Here is a 19,671-nt window from a genome sequence, read left to right as displayed (position 1 = left end):
TTTATCATTTCATTTTAAGTAATTTCAAAAGGAGGGAATGAATAACGAGAGAACAATAGATCAGTAAATCGAATGGTACGGCAATTTCTGTTGGAGATAGTACACAATGCGCTCCTTGGAGAAATTTCGCTATATTTTATAGAGGGTTTAGTAGATGATTATTCCGAGATTCGATAAAACCATAGCTAAAAAAGAGGCGGCCTGCCCCCTATATACCTAGCAGGGGCAGACAGTTGAAATTGATAAAATACAAGTGTTTCTCTAAATAAGAGTTAAATTTTACTCAGATCGATTCCCAGTCGTTTGATTTTTTGATAAAGAAGGGGACGGGAGATCTTTAATACCTGAGCAGCTTTTGTACGATTCCCATTGCATTTTTTTAGCACTTGGATGATCGCCTCTTTTTCAGCTCGTTTCTTTACCTCTTCAAGCGGCTTTTCTGCTGATTGAGGGATGAGAGGTTCTTGGCGGCTTGATAAATTCTCTTCGATAAACGATTCGAAATGTTGAGCATCGAGCTGATGAGTGTTTGTATCTATACTGTTCATTGCTCTTTCTAAAGTATTCTGCAGTTCTCTCACATTACCAGGCCAATCGTATTGCTGTAGGATATCGAGCACTTCACTGGAAGCCGATTCAACATTACGAGAGAGAAAGTGATTGAGATTTTCAATACAGAGCTGCACAAGTGCGGGAATATCTTCTTTTCTCTCTCTTAATGGCGGGATGCGAATGTGGAAAACATTAAGTCGATAAAATAGATCTTCTCTAAATTTCCCCTTTTTAATTAAGTCTCTTAAGTCTTGATTCGTAGCACATAGAATCCTTGTATCAATAGGGATGCTATGTTTTCCGCCAATTCTGTCAATTTCTTTTTCTTGTAATGTCCGCAAAATCTTCGGCTGCAGTGCAAGAGGCATTTGGTTAATTTCATCTAAAAACAATGTTCCCTTACTGGCTAGTTGAAATTTCCCCATTTTCCCACCTTTTCGAGCGTTTGTAAACGATCCCTCTTCATAGCCGAACAGCTCTGATTCAAACAGCTCTAATGGAATAGCAGAGCAATTCAAGCTAACAAAATGACCCTGACTCCTTTTGCTTAATGCGTGAATCGAATGAGCAACCAATTCTTTTCCGGTTCCCGTTTCGCCAGTGATCAATACAGTTGAATTTGAATGGGCGGCATTCACAATCTCCTTGCGAAGCTTCTTCATTTGAGGGCTGTCGCCAACAATATTTTCAATGGAGTACTTATTTCCTTTTAGTCGTTTTTGTTCTTGCTTGAAAAAGCTAAGTTCAGTAGGGAGACTATCAATTTTTTTAATGAAGTTTTTCAATAGTTGATAATTATCAAACAGATCATATTCTACTACGCCAGCAAACCTGTCTCCCTCGTAATAGGGGAAGCGGCTGCTTACAATTGTTGTATGTTTCAAGAAATAAAAATCAGCAATCGAGGGTTCTCTCATTTGAACGGCCTGGTGAATTTTTGAAGTAGGAATGACATCAAGAATGTGCTTTCCGATAACTTGATCACGGTTAATTCCTACGTCTTCGGCTAAGCGCTTTGTCATAAACATGATTCTTGCTTGATCATCTACAATAACTAATCCTTCAATTTGTTCCATAATAGTTAAGCAAGTTTCCAATGTTAACATGTACATAATCTCCTGAAAAATAGTGACCTTCTTCCACATATTTATCATAACAAATAATCAAGTAAAGAATAAACTTAGGATAATTTCTCTATATCTTTATTTGAATCTAAATACTCTGCCTCGTTAAAGTTCATGTGGGGCGGCTGTTTTGTAAAGAATTTTGTTAGGTAAAGAAGGTAGGCGACCCCGGCTGCCACCCATATAGAACCTAAGCTAAGGGCATTTTTACTCAAATTCGCCAAAATCCATATATTAAAACCAGCCCCGGTTAAGGGAAGAGCTAAATATAATAGAAAGTTTTTTATACCGCGGCGCTTTTCTTTAATAAAGTAATGAGCAATAACAGATAAATTAACAAATGTAAAGGCAAGCAAGGCTCCGAAATTTACTAACGAAAAGGCTGTTTCTAAATCTATGAAAAAACCTAATAAGCATATTACGGCGATAATTAAAACATTTCGCAGCGGTGTCATAAGTTTCGGATGAATGTAACCAAATATTTTTTTCGGAAGAACGCCATCTCGCCCCATAACGTACAGAAGACGGGCACCACTTGCATGTGAAGTTAAGGACATTCCGATAGAAGCGATAATAAAACCTGCGGTGAAAAAAGAAGTGAGCAATGCACTGCCTAGAAAATAAACAATTTCATAGCCTCCTGCTTCGGGATCTTTAAATGAATCAAAATCGGGATGTACCATATGAAGTAAGTAAGATAATCCGATAAACATGGCACCTCCTATTAAAGCGATAAGAAGAATGGCTCTCGGTACGGTTTTTCTTGGGTTGACCGTTTCTTCTGTAAACGTTGTGACTGCATCAAAACCAAGAAAGGAGGTACAAACGATAGAGGCACCCGCCAGCACGAGGGAAAATGAGTGTTCAGGATTGTAAAATGGAAGGGTAGAAAATAGCTCTCCCGCCCCCATGCCGGTTTGGATTCTTTGAATCGCAAATCCAGCAAAAAAGGCTACGACTAAAAATTGGAATAAAACCACTAAAGTATTAACTTTAGCATTTAATTTCACTCCAAACATGTTAACAATCGTAACCGTACCAAGCAGCAGTAACATACCTGCCCATAAAGGAATTTGCGGAAAGGTTGCATGAATAAAGATACCCGAGGCTAATATGTTTAATACCGGCAGGAAAATATAGTCTGTTAAAACAGCCCAGCCAACTAGAAAACCGACACTCGGATTAATTGTTTTAGAAGCATACGTATAAGCGGAACCAGACGAAGGGAAGGCTTTTACCATTTTTCCGTAACTATAGGCAGTAAATAAAACCATGATAAGCGCTACTAAATAGGCAGCCGCCGCTCTTCCTTGTGTCCCTTGAGCAACGATACCATAGGGAGAAAATACGGCCATCGGGGACATATAGGCTAATCCCATAAACACCAAGGGAAAAAGAGTTAACGTTCGATTTAATTGTGGTGCAGCATGACTCTTTGTATTTTTGACATGATCCATGTTATAGCCTCCTCGTAGTTTATTGAAATATTTTTGGCTATTCAGACTAATTTTAGTGTTTTTCAGCCCCTATAGCCTTGGGACTTAAAAAGTTGATATATGTTTGATAAAAATGTGTATCTTTAACGGGTATATTGCTTCATCACTTTAAGCAACTTTTCGTGATCAATGGCATAAGCTTTCTTTCCAAAGGGTTTCACTAAAGACATTGTTTTGGCTGCGATCATCGCATTAATGACTGATTCATCAACAGATTGACAGACGGCTTCATAAATAGGATCAAAACTCTCATCGTTGACAAAGGTCATTGTCAATTTGTCTTCTGAAAGTTGGGGGATATCCATTTCATTTGCTGTTGAAAAGGCCAGGAAAATATCACCGGAATTGTTTCCGCCAGGGCTTCCGCTCCTGCCAATCCCAATCGCCGCCCGCTTTGCAAGGCGCTTAAGCTGATGGGGAAGCATCGGAATATCTGTCCCGATAATAACGATGATGGAGCCTTGCTCTTTAGAAAGGATTTTATGCTCAGTTAAATGTTTTCCAACAGGTACACCTAAAACGGTAAGCCAGTCGCGGATACCATAGTTTGCTTGAACTAACACTCCCACATGATGCTGTTCGCCATTTAGTTCAACTATGCGGGATGATGTACCCGTTCCGCCTTTAAATTCATAACAAATCATGCCAGTTCCTCCACCAACATTGCCTTCAGCGATGGCCCCGGACTTTGCTGAATGGATAGCTGATAGGACATGTTCCTCTTTGATATGCTGGCCATTAATGTCGTTTAACAATCCATCATATGTTTCTGCAATAACTGGCATTGCCCAAAGGTGATGCTCACTGAACTGTTCTTTATACTTCTCAATCATCCATTTGGTTGTGGCATGATGAGCCATGCCGACAGAATGTGTATTCGTAAGACAGATCGGGCTTAAGAAATAGCCGCCGTCATTTACCCAATGCATTCCTGTCATTTCGCCATTTCCATTTAAGCTGTATGTGCCGGCCCAAATAGGCTGCATCTTTTCCTTTGTTCCTCGCGGCAAAATAGCCGTTACGCCCGTACGGATCGGGCCCTCCCCAATTACAACAGGACCTTCTCCTTCTATAATCGTTGTATAGCCGACCTTAACACCTGGAACATCGGTAATCGCATTAAAGTGCCCCGGCACACCAGGAAAATCTAATCCAATATCACGTGCTCGTTTTCTCGCGGACATATGTATTCCTCCTGTCTAGCAGATTATTTGGCATGTATAAAAAGTTTTTGTGCTCCTCTACACCTTTAAGTTAGGGGAGGGAGACTTTAAAACATTCACAAAAAGTATTGCTAATGCACAAAACAAAGGAAAAGAAAAATGACGGCAATTCATTAAACCCTCCTTTCAGACAGTATTAACTAAAATTTTTAGTGCCATATAGTGCGGCCTTCATACATTTAAGATGACAAGGCAATGATCGCCAGCTATCAATCTTTTCTCTTAAATGAGTTAAAGCAAGAATCATTCCACGCAATGAATGATTCAAATTCCCTTTTAAATCAAGGTGTTTCTACTAACTGAAAAATGCCATATAAAAGTAATGTTAGTTTAAACTTACATCTATGGACCTTTAATCATACGAATATGGGGCCTTTCATTCTATCAACCATACTGTCAGTTTAAACATACAGTGTAATGACAAACTTTCATAAAATGCTTTCAATGAACCTACTTGAAGAAGGTTCTTCAGTAACTTATCTCTTGCTCCATATCGAAAGTAAAGTTGTAGCTTCTTCCGTATGTAAATTATGAACGCTTGAGAGCGGAGAGGTTGGCGTCATTTGGACAAGAGTAAACTGAAAAGTATGTCTGGAAAGGGTTAGTGAACATGCCGGCATCGTTTTGTGGTAATATGTAGAAAAGTGAATATTTTTTGAATAGGTGCTGTGCGTATATTAAAGATGGACAGCTTAAAAGGGAAGCTTGGTGAAAATCCAACACGGTTCCCGCCACTGTAAATTCAGAGCAACCTGCATAACGTCACTGCTTTTATAAAAGAAAAAGTGGGAAGGCGCGGGTTGTGTAGAAGATAAGTCAGGAAACCTGCCTATTTAAAGAGCACAGATGGACCTACGGGATATAGGGAGGTGTTTACGGAAAGAAGATAATGGCTGGGTTTTATATAAGGGCATGCACTCTTTTTTTGTAAGCATTTAAACTATACAGGTTTAAATGCTTTTTTATTGCTGCTTTTTTGGGTCACTGTAAGAGAACATTCATATGAATAGCCAGGAATACTTTTAGTTAAAGGAGAGGAATGGAAAATGACTATTTTAACAGATCTACAGCAACGAAGAGCGATCCGTAATTATGATGGGCGCGAAGTAGAGGATGAAAAAATCTTTAAGCTATTAGAAGCAGCTACATGGGCACCCAACGATAGAATGAGAGAGCCGTGGACATTTTATGTCGTAAAAGGGGAAGCCAAGAGCAGGTATAACCAACTAGCAGAAGATTACTTAAAAGAGCGATTTCCTACAAAGCCCAATCTCATTGAAAGCTCTTTAAAGGTCGTTCAGAATACGCCACTACATATTATTGTAACGAGCGATGTTATTCCTGATGATGAAGACGCCACAAAAGACAACGAGTTTGCGGTCTGTTGTGCGATCCATTCGATGTGGCTGGCGGCTCATGAGTTAGGGCTAGGTTTTGTATGGCGGACGCGGGGCGTAGGACTTGTACATGACGAACGACTTTATCGATTTATCGGATCCCCGGAGCATAAAAAGGTAGTGGGTAATTTATTTATTGGCTATCCAGATCCTGAGTCATTAAAGAAAGTAAAAGTGCCCATTCGCACATCATTCGAAGACAAAACAATTTGGATGGGGACAAGTCAATAATAAGGGTTTCAATTGGGTTGCTTTTTTATGATCTTGATGTGGATCGTTAAACCTTTGATTAACGGATAAAGGGACGGATATAAAAGACGCGAAAAAGAAGGCTATTTTTAAATCTGTTTGAACGATGAAAGAGTCTTCTTTTACTTTAAAAAAGCATTTCTATCCTCTTCAATGGTTAGAAATGCTTTTTTATAAAGGGCATTTCAGAAAATGTACAGTTTTTATATGTGGATCAAGCCTTGATAGTAATTTACGTTATCCGGAATAAAAAGCTGAGGAGCTTATAACCCTTTGTTTTTTATATAACCTAAGCAAATACAAAAAGAAGGAGCATTGGATAGATGAATAGTATAAGCACATCTTTAGGACGTAACTACATTGACTTATGGAAAGAAAATATGAAAGAGTGGGACGGAACGCTTTCTAACCGAATGATAAATGATGAAGCGGAAGATGCCTTTTGGAACGCTTTTTTGGAAAAAAAGCAGCAAAATGGCACAGTCGATACAAATGCTTATGCACACATCATCCGAGAAGAGCTGTTGAAGCTGCTCCATGAAAGTGATCATGTACTGGAGATTGGGCCCGGCTGGGGTAATTATACATTCTGTGTGTCTGAACATGTCAAACAGCTTACATGCGTTGATATTTCCCAAAGCATTATCGATTTTTTAAAACATAAAACCGAAAAGATGCAATTAAACAATATAAGCTTTATACATGAAAAATGGGAACAGCTCAACATTAAGCAAACGTGTGATGTAGTGTTTGGAATAAACTGTTATTATCGCATCCGCGATATCGATAAAGCTTTACTTAAAATGAATCAGGCTGCCTCTCGGCTTGTTATAGCGGGTATGACAAGCGGTCCAGAAAAGCCTCACTATATAGATTTACATAGAGAACACGGTTATTCCATAAAGTTTAGAAGCAGGGATTATATTGATTTGCAAAATATTCTGTATCAGCTTGGAATTATGGCCAATTGTAGAATTATTGAGATCCCGCGCGTGAGTATATATGAATCGTTTGAAGCTCTTATACGTGATAACGTCAGCAAAATTCTAACAAGAGACTATAATCAACAAGAAGTTGAGCAAGCGCTAAGCCGATACGTAGTAGAGAAAAATGGGCAATATGAATATTCCTATACCATTCATGCGGCGCTGCTTTATTGGAAGCCGGTAAACATTTGATGGGGTGTGTATCCTGGAAAATAAATCCATTTATCATACGGATGTGCCATGCTTCAATCAAGCGGTTATTTTGGTTTCTCGTTGGCCAAAATCTTAATTTGGGTAAATCAGTAATAATCGTTTACGTTTTGATCAGTCAGCGTTTTATTCACTTCAAAGTGTGGGCAAAATAATTAAACAGGCATAAATACATGATCGGCTAGCCACGATAGGCAGGAGATCTTTTTACATAGGGAATCATGATAAGGCAAATAGTGAATAGGCAAGGCTTTGCTTCATACATTCTCCAAGGGAGACGCATTTTCGTATTTCTTCTCGTATCTTTATGGTACAATCATGGGGTACCTCCGGTATGTATCATGGACACATTTGTAAGTATGAAAAATTTTAAAGATAAGCTGGTGATACTTATATGAACCATTCTGAAGAGACGAAAACAACTCATAGATCAACAAAAGAAAAAGATCAGCTAATTACCCGGTTAAAAAGAATAGAGGGACAAGTGCGCGGCATTCAAAATATGATTGAAAACGACCGATATTGTGTAGATATTCTTACTCAAATTTCAGCTATTAATGCAGCGATGAATAAGGTTGGTCTGCATTTATTAGAAAGGCACACCCAGCATTGTGTAGCGGATGCTATAAGAGATGGGGATGAAGAAGAAGCGATTCAAGAATTGATGGAAGTATTTAAACGATTCTCTAAATCTTTATAGTAAAAAGCCAGCTTTCAGTAGTTGGTTTTTTTTCTTGGGCAGATGTATACGAGGAGAGGGAATAGCGAAGAGATAAATAAGCGAACATTTTAGTAGTTTTTTTACACAGGGAGAGGGTATTACATCAAAAGAATGGATACTGCTTCCTCGTATAAAAGACAAATAAACCATAAGGAGAAGAAAGAGTGATCCAGTGACTTACACATACTACATAAAAGAAGAAAAAGAGCGAGACGAATAAGAAAATTATTTTCAGGGAAAATTATTGTAGCGATCCGTTTGTACCGATTTTTATTACTGAATCAGCATTAGACCCTATTAGTGTGGGGCTTTGTTAAGCGTATCAAGTCAAACATTTGGGACAAGTTGATCTGAACAGCAGGAAAGAATGCCTGATTATCGCAAAACAAATTTTATTTTCCTATTTACTACCCTACAGGGGTATGGTAATATAAGAATTGTAAAAAGTTAGATCATCACTTAAGGAGGGGTTCTTATGCAACAAGTCACACTTAATGTAAAAGGGATGTCTTGCGGACATTGTGTTAATTCTATTGAAGGAAATGTAGGTCAGTTAAAAGGGGTAGAATCTGTCAATGTTCATCTAAACGAAGGAAAAGTGGATATTGCATTTGATGCGAATGAAGTAAGCTTAAAAGAGATTACCGAGGTTATTGAAGATCAAGGATACGATGTTGAGTAGCCTGCCCAAGCAAAAATAATCATTAAATAAAAATGAAAATAAATCGTGCTAAAATGGCACGATTTATTTTCAGAAAAAATATACCCCTGCGGAGTATGCGGAAGATAGGAGTGGATAATATGACTCAAAAAGAAGCAACCCTGAAAATAGAGGGGATGACTTGTGCAGCTTGTGCTACACGAATTGAAAAAGGGTTGAAGAAGATAGATGGCGTGGAAGATGCAAATGTAAATTTTGCTCTTGAGAAAACAAAGATTAAATATGACCCCGATAAAACAGATACAGCAACATTTAAGGAGAAAGTCCAATCTTTAGGATATAACGTGGTAACGGATAAAGCAGAATTTGATATTACTGGAATGACTTGTGCGGCCTGCGCAAATAGAATTGAGAAACGGCTGAATAAATTAGATGGCGTCGAAAAAGCCGTGGTGAACTTTGCATTAGAGTCGGTTCTTGTGGAATATAACGCTGATCAAGTCTCTATTTCTGATATGAGGGAGGCCATTAAAAAACTGGGCTATACCCTTGAACAAAAGCAGGAAAAAACCGGAGAGGAAGCCGACCATCGACAAAAGGAAATCGAGCGGCAAACCGGCAAATTTATTTTCTCGGCTATTTTATCTTTTCCATTATTATGGGCAATGGTTAGTCACTTTGAATTCACCTCTTTTATTTGGCTGCCAGATATGTTTATGAACCCTTGGGTACAATTCGCCCTCGCCACACCGGTTCAATTCATTATCGGAAGACAGTTTTATGTCGGTGCCTTTAAAGCTCTAAGAAATAAAAGTGCCAACATGGATGTGTTGGTTGCCTTAGGAACATCAGCTGCTTATTTCTATAGTCTGTATTTAAGCATTATGTCAATTGGCTCAGAAGACCACATGGTTGAGCTTTATTATGAAACGAGTGCGGTTTTGATTACCTTAATTATTTTAGGCAAATTGTTTGAAGCGAAGGCAAAAGGCCGGTCGTCTGAGGCCATTAAGAAACTAATGGGGTTACAGGCAAAAAATGCAACTGTCGTCCGTGATGGGCAAGAAATGATCATTCCTATAGAAGACGTTTTGCAAGGTGATATTGTTTTTGTGAAGCCTGGCGAAAAGGTGCCAGTAGATGGTGAGATTGTCGAAGGTCAATCAGCGCTTGATGAATCGATGTTGACCGGAGAAAGCATTCCAATCGACAAAACGATTGGAGACCATGTAATCGGATCAACCATTAACAAGAATGGTTTCTTAAAAATTAAAGCGACGAAAGTAGGGAAAGACACAGCTTTAGCCCAAATTATTAAAGTTGTTGAAGAAGCCCAAGGCTCTAAAGCGCCTATTCAACGATTAGCTGATGTAATTTCGGGTATTTTCGTGCCGATCGTTGTAGGAATAGCCATTATTACCTTCCTAGTGTGGTATTTTGCCGTAAGTCCTGGAGAGTTTGCGGAAGCACTTGAGAAGTTTATCGCAGTGTTAGTTATTGCCTGCCCATGCGCGCTTGGTCTGGCTACACCAACTTCTATTATGGCCGGTTCAGGCCGTGCGGCTGAGTTTGGGATTTTATTCAAGGGTGGAGAACACCTGGAAACGACCCATCGTTTAGATACAATTATTCTGGATAAAACAGGAACAGTTACAAATGGGAAACCTTCCTTGACGGATGTTGTTTTAGCAGAGGGCGTGAATGAAACGGAATTTCTTACACTAGTAGGTACGGCTGAGAGAAATTCAGAGCACCCACTCGCTGAAGCGATCGTGGAGGGAATTAAAGAAAAAGGAATTGAGCTCGGATCACCGGCGACCTTTGAAGCCCTTCCCGGTTACGGTATTCAATCGACAGTGAACGGCAAAGAATTACTCATTGGTACACGCAGATTGATGGCGAAATATAACATTTATGTACAACAAGTATTACCGAAAATGGAGAGTTTAGAGAAGCAAGGGAAAACAGCTATGTTAGTAGCCATTGACGGACGCTACGCAGGGATTGTTGCTGTTGCGGATACCATTAAGGAAACACCCAAAGAAGCGATTGCCCGATTGCACAATATGGGCTTGGACGTTGTAATGATTACAGGGGATAACACCCAAACGGCTCAGGCGATTGCTAAGCAAGTCGGAATAAAGCATGTCATTGCTGAAGTTTTGCCAGAAGGCAAGGCAACGGAAGTGAAAAAGCTTCAGCAAGCTGGCAAAAAAGTCGCCATGGTAGGCGATGGGATCAATGATGCCCCGGCACTTGCGACAGCTGATATCGGGATGGCGATTGGCACGGGTACCGATGTGGCAATGGAAGCGGCAGATATTACCCTCATTCGGGGTGATTTAAATAGTATTGCAGACGCAATTTTTATGAGTAAGAAGACGATCACAAATATCAAGCAAAATCTTTTCTGGGCGCTTGCCTATAACTGTATCGGCATCCCTATTGCTGCAGTAGGCTTCTTAGCTCCGTGGCTAGCTGGAGCAGCAATGGCATTTAGTTCGGTATCGGTCGTCCTCAATGCCCTAAGACTGCAAAGAATCAAATTAAAGGCTTAAATATAGAAAGGAGGCGGCATATGTGAAGCGAAGTGTTATGATTTGGGCGGTTACGGCTATCGTATATCTTGGGGTAGTCATCGCAGGTTACAGCGTTTATGCAAATATGAATCCTAAAACGGATGAACAAACAAATCATACAGAGGAGGAAGAAAATATGAATCATCAACATAGTCATGGGAACCATGTCACAAACACTGCTAGTGAGGTCACACCGAAAGTATCCTATGCCAACGGAGTAATCACCATTGAGCTGAAAGATAAAAATAATCAAGTGCCGAAACTGGAAGTCTCCCATGAGAAATTTATGCATTTTATTGTCGTCAGTTCAGATTTGAAAGAGTACCATCATTTGCATCCAGAGAAGAAGGAAGATGGAATTTACCAGCAGAGGGTGAGTTTAGCTGATCGTTCTTACAAAGCGTTCGTTGATATAAAACCAAAGGGCCTCCAATATGCTGTAAAGCCTATTGAATTCCATGTTGGTGAAACGCACCATGAACACGGGGATAATAATCTCGTTGCGGATACGGATTTCGTTAAGACCATCAATGGCCAAACGGTTGAGTTGATTTCTCAGCCGTTTGCAATCAACAAAGAAATGACTCTTACTTTTGATATGAAAGGTGCTACCCCGGAGCCCTATTTAGGCGCCTTAGGGCACGTGGTCATCTTGGATGAAAATGGGGAAAAATATATCCATGTTCACCCTGCAGCCGATGATCAAACGGTATTTAAAACACAATTTGATAAGCCAGGTATTTACAAGATTTGGGCTGAATTTAAGTTTGAGGGACAGGTCAATGTCTACCCGTTTGTTATTAAAGTTAAATAATTAAGAACGTGGGAGGTGAGTATTCATGTCGAAAGTTCAGCTTGAGCTTTACACAAGACCTACTTGTTCAGATTGTCAGGCTGGAAAAGAGTTTCTCTCCAAGAATAATGTTTCTTATGTTGATTATGATTTAACGAAACAACCTTCTAAAGAAAGAGACTTAGTCAAAATAACAGGAACAAGAATGGTTCCGACGTTCGTATTTAAAAATAAATCCTTGTTTGGTCTAAGGAGCAAGAAAGAAGTTCTAATTGGATTTGAGCAAAATATAGACGAAATAAGAAACATATTGCATATTGATAGCTGACGTTCCGCCAACTGTTGCTTTTCTGTAAGCAAGTATATCTTTTAACCATTTGTATACGGTTCGGGAGTATAGTAAATATGAAGCGAATGATAAAATCAGGTGATTAGAAAGAGGGAAGAAATAAAATGGGGGACGATGTTAAAAAAATCAAGATGGCTGTCAATGGAGGAATAGATTTTGGGGCAAAGCTTAATGCAGAACAACTTCTCATGCTCTCAAAATATATGAATGAAAATGAAGAAATTGAACTAACAACCTTCCAACAGCTTTATATACGAATTCCAGAAGAGAAGATGGAAGAGATCATCAAGGAATTCGAAAGTGTTAAATTAGCCTGTTACCCAGTTGGGAATTACGTGAAGAGCTTGAGAACCTGTAATTTTTGCAAAGGCGAAGAAGAGGAAGGAATGCCAATAGCAAAAGAGCTAAACCGCCGCATTGCCGGAAAAAGTGTACCATTTACTCTTAAGGTGGCTTATACAGGCTGTCCTATTGGTTGCGGTGAACCTCTGTTAAGCGACATAGGCATTATGAAAATTAGAGATTATTATAACTTATATGTCGGCGGAAAAGCCAAAGGGAAAGACGCTGAGGTTGGTTCCCTACTGATGGAGAAGTTAACCCCCCAAGAATTGTACAGCACAATAGAAAAAATCATTGATGTATATTCCCAGACAGGCAAAAGACGAGAAACCTTCCATAAATTTTTAAAGCGTGTAGGCAGAGAGTCCTTAATTAGCTAAGAGGGAAAAGAGCCGGTTACAACTTTGTAACCGGCTCTTTTATATGATTATTTTATTCCTTAAGATTACTACGTATATGTTCGTGGATGCAAATCTACGCTTCCTCCCTTTAGGCAGTTGACGCGCTGATGAGCTAAGCCTATATACAAAAATTACACTTTTACTGTAAATATTTCTCTGGATAATATAGATTCTACGAAAAAACTTAACAGAAAATTTTAAAAAAACCTACCATTCGAAAAATAATTATGTTATATTCATAAATATTACAGTATAACTGTAAAATATTTTTGGATATTTCATTATATTCCTACGATTTATTACAGTAAGACTAGAATTTTATGAGGTGCTTAATTCTATGGAAGACATTCACAAAAAAATCAAAGCTTTACGTCTCCAAAACAACCTAACATTGAAGGAACTAAGTGAAGAAACTGGATTATCACTTAGCTTTCTTTCGCAAATCGAAAGGGGGACTTCCTCACTATCCATTACATCTCTGAAGAAATTGGCTGATGCACTAGGAGTCTCAATGATCTTCTTTTTTGAAGACGATAAAGAAAACCAAAACTATTTATTAAGAAAAAGCGATCAAAGAATATTTCAAGTAAATGGTGGAGAACAGAGGTACGTCCGCTTGTCCGGTACATTTCCAGACAGGAAACTGGAGCCGCTAATGGTTATACTTCCCCCAAAAATGAAAGAGGAACAGAGTTACAGTCATTCGGGAGAGGAGTTTTATTATGTCTTGCAAGGTGAGGTCATTTTTCATTTAAACCAGGACGGCTATCATCTGAAAGCTGGCGACACTATTCACTTTCCTTCTGAACTTTTGCATGCGTGGGAAAACCCAACTTCGGAGGAAACAATTATTTTGAGTATATCAACACCTATCATTTTCTAATTAACACAAAGGAGTGTAGAACAAATGAGAGTAGCGACAGATATCGGGGGCACTTTTACAGATCTTGTATATGTTGATGAAAACGGTTTCGTAGGAGTAGCAAAAAGCAATACCACTCCACCGAACTTTGAGAAAGGTGTACTTGACGTTATTGAGAAAGCTGGTATTAAAAGCGAGCAACTGTCGATGTTTATTCATGGAACAACGGTCATTATCAATGCGCTAACTGAGCGTAAAGGGGCCAAAATGGGGTTGATTACGACAGAAGGATTCCGGGATATTTTAGAAATTGCAAGAGGCAACAGGCCGGATCTATTTAATGTTCGATACAAAAAACCAGAACCGTTCGTTGAACGGCATTTGCGACTCGAGGTAAGTGAACGTCTCAATTATAAAGGTGAGATTCTATCCCCTCTGCACCGAGAAGATATAGAAAGATGTGTGGATTACTTTAAAAAAGAGGGTGTGGAGGCGATTGCCGTTTCTTACATGCATTCTTATGTTAATCCGGCACATGAAATAGAGACAGTAAAGATTATTAAAGAGCTATGGCCAGAAGTATTTGTGACAGCATCGAGCGATATCACAAAAGAATGGCGTGAATATGAAAGAACTAATACAGCCGTTTTAAATGCTTATGTCCAGCCCGCCGCTACTACATACATTGATAAATTAGACAAGAAATTACGGGAACAAACTGAGATAGATCAGCGTTACATCATGCAATCAAATGGCGGGACAACAAGATTTAACAGTGCCAAAGCGGCGCCTATTAACATGGTTGAGTCCGGACCGGTGGCCGGTATTTTTGGAGCCGCTGTTCTTGGGGAACTGATCGGTGAAAAAAACATCATTGCATTTGATATTGGTGGAACTACAGCAAAATGTTCACTCATTGAAAACGGGGAAGTGAAAGTTTCTACAGATTACTATATTGAGAGAGATAGCCGAAATGCAGGATACCCGATTAAAGCACCTGTTGTCGATATTGTGGAAATCGGAAATGGAGGCGGTTCCATCGCTTGGATAGATGATGCAGGCTCATTGAAAGTCGGGCCGCAATCTGCCGGTGCGATGCCTGGACCAGTCGCATACGGATTGGGTGGCACGGCTCCAACCACAACAGATGCTAACTTATTGACAGGCAGGCTGTCTCCTAAAAACTTCGACTACGATGTGGATATGGATCATGTAAAAGAAGTGATCCAGAAGAAAATAGGTGATCAATTTGAGATTTCTGCCGAAGAAGCAGCCCTTGGCATTATTCGCATTGCTAACTCGAACATGTTGAATGCATTAAAATTAATTTCTATTCGAAAAGGGCATAATCCGCAGGACTTCACTTTGCTGGCGTTTGGTGGAGGCGGATCGATGCACGCTCCGGCACTTGCACTCGAGCTCGGTGTTAAAAAAGTCATCGTACCAATTGCTTCACCGGTGTTCTCTGCCTGGGGAATGCTTATGACTGACTTGCGGCATGATTATATCCAAACATATATCAAACGGATGAATGAGCTTTCTCTTGCCGAAATGGATGCACAATGGGAAGAAATCGAGAAACAGGCGCTGACCTATTATGAAGATGAAGGGATGGAAGCTGGGACAATTGAATTCCATCGCTTTGCGGATATGCGCTATCTAGGACAAGAGCATACGGTAAAAGTTCCTGTTCCTAATGGCAAATGGACCGAGGAAGATAAACAGGCGATCATTGAAAAGTTCCATGAGCTTCACGAGAAGAATTACACATTTAAACTGGTTGATTCACCGACTGAAATTGTCAATCTCCATGTAACGGCTTTTGGCAAAGTGCCTAAACCGGTCATTGGAAAGATTACACGTGAAGGTTCTATAGAAGAAGCGAAAAAAGAAACACGTGATGTTTACTTCGAGCAAAAAGGGTGGGTTAGCACACCAGTTTACGATCGGGACAAACTTCCGCCAAATGAAGTAGTTCATGGACCCGCAGTAATAGAAGAAAAAGCAGCCGTCACTGTTATTTATGAAGGCCAGCAGTTGCACCTGGATGACTTTGGAAACATCATTATCGAAATGGAGGCAAAGTAATATGACAACTTCTGTAAAAGTGGATCCGTTTACACTGGAAATCGTTAAAGATTCTCTTTTGGCAGCTGGGGACGAGATGTTTGTGGCCCTTGCTCGCACATCCATGAGTCCTATCATTTACGAAGTACTTGACTATGCCAGCGGTTTGACTGATGCACAGGGAAATCTTCTTACTCAAGGCAACGGTGTTACCGGATTTATCGGAATGCTTACCTTTATGGTAAAGGAAACACTGAAGAAATATCCTGGCGATAAGCTGAAGCCTGGAGATGTTATTATCATCAATGACCCTTATAACGGAGGAGGATCCCATCTTTCCGATGTTGGACTTGTTATGCCGATTTTCTATGAAGGTGAACTCATTGCCTTCTCGGCAAACAAGGCCCATTGGACAGAGGTCGGCGGGAAGGATCCCGGCTCATTTACAAACGATGCCGTAGACATTTTTCAAGAAGGCCTTCAATTCAATTGTATTAAATTATATGAAGAAGACCGCTTAAATGAAGGCATTGTTGAAATTATTCGCTCCAACGTCCGCTTTCCGGACCTGTCATTAGGGGACATGTGGGCGCAGGTTGCCGCCTTACGCACAGGCGACCGCCGATTAAAAGAACTTTGTGAAAAGCATAGCAAAGAAACTATTCTGACAGCTATTAATTACTTATTGGATCATGGAGAGATCATTTCTCGACAAGAAATTAAAAAGCTGCCAAAGGGTGTTTTTGAAGCGGAAGATTATATTGATACAGACGGCATGGGCAACGGACCATTTAAAATTAAAGTAAAGGTAACGATTACGGATGACGAATTTATTTGTGATTTTCGGGGAAGCCACCCACAGGTGCCAGGCCCGATGAACTGTTCCTATACAGGGCTCATGTCAGCTGTGCGATCTATTTTCCTGGCTATAACAAACCCTGAGCAAGATGTGAACGATGGAGTGTTTAGGCCACTTCAGGTACTTGTTGACAAAAAATCAATTATGTCTGCCGAGCGACCAGTTCCTGTCTCTAACTATTTTGAGACGCTCTTAGGAAGTTTAGACTTAGTCTGGAAAGCTTTGGCGCCACACTTGCCAGAACGGCTGACTGCAGGACACCATTTGTCCGTTTGTGCCGTAACATTGTCTGGTAATCACCAAGATACAGAGGAACCTTTCCTTATTGTTGAACCTTCTGTTGGAGGATGGGGTGGAGGCGCTGGACAAGATGGCGCTTCAGGTCAGTTCTGTATCGCAGATGGTGAGACGTATAACGTTCCGGTCGAAGTAGCGGAAACACGTTATGGTGTTCTTATTGATGAATATAGTCTTCGCCAGGACGGCAATGGGGCAGGTGCAGGTGAATACATTGGCGGAAAAGGGGTCATCCGTGCTTATCGCGCATTATCTGATAACCAGGCCGCCACAGTTACCTTTGGCCGCAATAAATTTTATCCGTGGGGAATGAACAAAGGCCATGAAGGTTCGCCAAACGAGTTCTATGTTCATAAGGCAAATGGGGAGATAGATGGACCATATGGTGTTTATCCGCGGTACAAGCTTCAAAAGAACGATGTGGTACGCCTGATGACAGGAACAGGAGGCGGTTATGGCAGTCCGTCCAAGCGTCCAGCCGCCCAAGTGGCCAAGGATGTGAAAAATGGTTATTTCACTGTCGAAGAGGCAAAAGCACACTTCCTCGTTGACATCGACCCGGATACTTTTGACTATCAAGAGCTGCCAGGCAGACTATCATAATTGGAGGCATTCATATGGATATTAAAGAACCAAAAGTCACAAAAGAAATTGTTCAAACCCTTTTTCAGAATCAATTCCAAGGCACGGAAGTAAAGTTCGGTTTTGTTTCCATCCCAGCCGGAGAGCGCCTTCCCTTAGAAGGAACGGGTGTTCATGAAGAACATGAGTATTCGTATATTCTCAAGGGCACTTTAGCTGGTGAGAGCGGGGGACAGCCTTATAAAATTAATGCGGGGGAAGCGTCTTATATTCCTGCTGGAGAGCACCATTGGTGTGTCAATGAAGGGGAAAGTGCTTGCGAATTGATCTATGCATTGGTGAAAAGTTGATAATAAAGTGAAAAATAGAATAGGAAGACATAGGTGCTTCCTATTCTATTTTTATACCATAAAAAGGATGTGAAAGGATGGAGCAAACGAATACAGTGGAAGTGACAAAGAAAACAAGTTCAGAGGGATTCATGAGCCAAGATCAGGCATTGGATTCTATCCCCGAATCTGCTCGGCAGCATTGGCTGACTCCAGCGATGATTTTTGGCGGATTAGAATTTACCATTCCAGTTTTAATGGTCGGCTCTACATTAACCGGAAGTTTTGGGTTGTCAAAAATACTTTTAATACTTCTCATTTCATTATTCGGCATTCAATGGGTTGGAAATACCTTGCAAGGATATATAGGCGCGAAAACAGGGCGCTCTTCTTCTGTTATTTCCCGTTCCAGCTTCGGTGATGTTCAGGCAAAAGTCATTGTTGGATTTACCATTTTTATCGTTTCACTTGGCTGGTGGGCATTGCAAACGGCTGTTGCGGGAAATGCGATTTCTGCGATGTTGGGCATAGATTACAAGGGTAATTGGGTTGGCTGGGCGATTGTCACTGTCATATGCGGATTACTTTTTGCATTGCCGTCTATCATCGGCTACAGCTCGATGAAATGGACAGATTATATCGCCGTTCCCGCTGGCCTTATTTTAATAGCTGGGGGAATATACTACGCATTAAGAAATACAGGCTGGGAGGCGATCGCTTCATGGCATCCAGAACCTACGATGACAATATGGGCTGCCATTAGTTTAGTGATCGGAGTAAATGTTTCTCAGTGGGTCATTGCCTCGGATTATACACGCTATGCAAAGCCCACCTGGAAAGACAATATTATTATTCCGAGTGGCATTATATTCGTGGGTTTTCCTCTTTTCATTGTTGGGGCTATAATGGCCGTAGGAGTGGGGGATGCCGATATCGTGAATGTTATGATGGGCATGGGTTTTCCTATTTGGGGCTTTCTTATTTTATGGTTTGCGACTTGGACATCGCAACTTGTCAATAACTATAGCATGGGATTAGCTTTAGCAAATATTTTTAATGTCAACTCCGGGAAAGGGAGAGCACTCCTCACACTTCTTGGCACGATTCTGGCAATTATTGTCGCGCTATTAGGAATACTTGAACATTTTATGGACTTCTTATACTTAACAGCCTTGCTTTACCCAGCTATAGGAGGCGTCATGATGGGTGATTTCTTCTTTATTCGCAAACAACAGTGGGAGGATTGCAGAGGGTGGAACTGGATGGCCACCATTGCCTTACTTGCGGGAGTCGTTGTCGGCTATCTTACACAATATGTATCCCCATGGGGGCTGCCAGCCGTTCAATCCCTCCTTATTTCCCTCGTTGTGTACATCGTTGCAATGAAGATAAAAAAGAACGTAGCGCCGGATCAGTTTACAGCATAGCCCTATGTTAACCAAGAATTATCACCTATTTAATAGTAAGTAAAGAACATACCCATGAACAAACGAAATAAAAAGCCGGTCCCTTTAAAATGGGACTGACCCCTATTTTTGAGACAGGGATCAAAACACCTTTAAGCAGCCAGCTGCCGATATTTGACCGGTGGC

Annotated in this window: 16 protein-coding genes and 1 riboswitch; of the genes, 13 read left to right on the top strand and 3 right to left on the bottom strand. The window is 40.5% G+C overall.

The annotated features are described in order from the left end of the window. Positions 1-272 precede the first annotated feature (272 nt). The 3 genes from ACH0BF_RS13150 to ACH0BF_RS13140 form a co-directional block, all read right to left on the bottom strand. On the bottom strand, positions 273-1,658 hold the full coding sequence (locus ACH0BF_RS13150) for a sigma-54 interaction domain-containing protein (RefSeq protein WP_340854324.1): 1,386 nt from the start codon (positions 1,656-1,658) through the stop codon (positions 273-275). Positions 1,659-1,732: 74 nt separating this feature from the next. Beyond that, positions 1,733-3,133 carry an APC family permease gene (locus tag ACH0BF_RS13145; RefSeq protein ID WP_120030909.1) on the bottom strand — a complete coding sequence of 467 codons (1,401 nt, stop codon included), beginning with the start codon at positions 3,131-3,133 and terminating at the stop codon, positions 1,733-1,735. A gap of 122 nt (positions 3,134-3,255) precedes the next feature. Beyond that, a complete protein-coding gene (locus tag ACH0BF_RS13140; RefSeq protein WP_340854323.1) occupies positions 3,256-4,356 on the bottom strand; it encodes a DmpA family aminopeptidase in 1,101 nt (366 codons plus the stop codon). Between the two features lie 683 nt (positions 4,357-5,039). Next, a riboswitch (cobalamin riboswitch) is annotated at positions 5,040-5,242 on the top strand. 199 nt (positions 5,243-5,441) lie between these two features. Between ACH0BF_RS13140 and ACH0BF_RS13135 the strand changes: the two genes are divergently transcribed. From ACH0BF_RS13135 to ACH0BF_RS13075, 13 genes are all read left to right on the top strand, one after another. Continuing rightward, positions 5,442-6,023 carry a nitroreductase family protein gene (locus ACH0BF_RS13135; RefSeq protein ID WP_120030913.1) on the top strand — a complete coding sequence of 194 codons (582 nt, stop codon included), beginning with the start codon at positions 5,442-5,444 and terminating at the stop codon, positions 6,021-6,023. A 341-nt stretch (positions 6,024-6,364) separates the two neighbouring features. Further along, positions 6,365-7,219: a class I SAM-dependent methyltransferase gene (locus ACH0BF_RS13130; RefSeq protein WP_406909461.1), complete on the top strand. Its 855-nt coding sequence runs from the start codon at positions 6,365-6,367 to the stop codon at positions 7,217-7,219. Positions 7,220-7,631: 412 nt separating this feature from the next. After that, a complete protein-coding gene (locus ACH0BF_RS13125) occupies positions 7,632-7,937 on the top strand; it encodes a metal-sensing transcriptional repressor (protein WP_120030917.1) in 306 nt (101 codons plus the stop codon). A 496-nt stretch (positions 7,938-8,433) separates the two neighbouring features. Next, a complete protein-coding gene (gene copZ, locus ACH0BF_RS13120; RefSeq protein WP_120030919.1) occupies positions 8,434-8,640 on the top strand; it encodes a copper chaperone CopZ in 207 nt (68 codons plus the stop codon). Positions 8,641-8,759: 119 nt separating this feature from the next. Continuing rightward, complete coding sequence (locus ACH0BF_RS13115) at positions 8,760-11,177, top strand: heavy metal translocating P-type ATPase (RefSeq protein ID WP_406909460.1); 2,418 nt, start codon at positions 8,760-8,762, stop codon at positions 11,175-11,177. A 22-nt stretch (positions 11,178-11,199) separates the two neighbouring features. Continuing rightward, positions 11,200-12,012 (top strand): hypothetical protein, encoded by an 813-nt coding sequence (locus ACH0BF_RS13110; RefSeq protein WP_340854320.1) that lies wholly within the window; start codon positions 11,200-11,202, stop codon positions 12,010-12,012. 25 nt (positions 12,013-12,037) lie between these two features. Continuing rightward, positions 12,038-12,319: a glutaredoxin family protein gene (locus ACH0BF_RS13105; RefSeq protein ID WP_120030925.1), complete on the top strand. Its 282-nt coding sequence runs from the start codon at positions 12,038-12,040 to the stop codon at positions 12,317-12,319. 125 nt (positions 12,320-12,444) lie between these two features. Next, on the top strand, positions 12,445-13,062 hold the full coding sequence (locus ACH0BF_RS13100; protein ID WP_340854318.1) for a nitrite reductase: 618 nt from the start codon (positions 12,445-12,447) through the stop codon (positions 13,060-13,062). 358 nt (positions 13,063-13,420) lie between these two features. Further along, positions 13,421-13,966 (top strand): helix-turn-helix domain-containing protein, encoded by a 546-nt coding sequence (locus ACH0BF_RS13095; protein WP_120030927.1) that lies wholly within the window; start codon positions 13,421-13,423, stop codon positions 13,964-13,966. A gap of 24 nt (positions 13,967-13,990) precedes the next feature. After that, on the top strand, positions 13,991-16,033 hold the full coding sequence (locus ACH0BF_RS13090) for a hydantoinase/oxoprolinase family protein (RefSeq protein ID WP_340854317.1): 2,043 nt from the start codon (positions 13,991-13,993) through the stop codon (positions 16,031-16,033). 1 nt (position 16,034) lies between these two features. Then, positions 16,035-17,771, top strand: a complete 1,737-nt coding sequence (locus ACH0BF_RS13085; RefSeq protein WP_120030931.1) for a hydantoinase B/oxoprolinase family protein — start codon at positions 16,035-16,037, stop codon at positions 17,769-17,771. 14 nt (positions 17,772-17,785) lie between these two features. Continuing rightward, positions 17,786-18,100, top strand: a complete 315-nt coding sequence (locus tag ACH0BF_RS13080) for a cupin domain-containing protein (protein ID WP_120030933.1) — start codon at positions 17,786-17,788, stop codon at positions 18,098-18,100. A gap of 131 nt (positions 18,101-18,231) precedes the next feature. Next, positions 18,232-19,506 (top strand): cytosine permease, encoded by a 1,275-nt coding sequence (locus ACH0BF_RS13075; RefSeq protein ID WP_406909508.1) that lies wholly within the window; start codon positions 18,232-18,234, stop codon positions 19,504-19,506. The last annotated feature ends 165 nt before the right edge of the window (positions 19,507-19,671 follow it).

This window comes from Pseudobacillus sp. 179-B 2D1 NHS (genome assembly GCF_045370945.1).
In the GTDB taxonomy this organism is placed as follows: domain Bacteria; phylum Bacillota; class Bacilli; order Bacillales; family Domibacillaceae; genus Pseudobacillus.
This window is presented reverse-complemented; position numbering and strand designations above follow the sequence as displayed.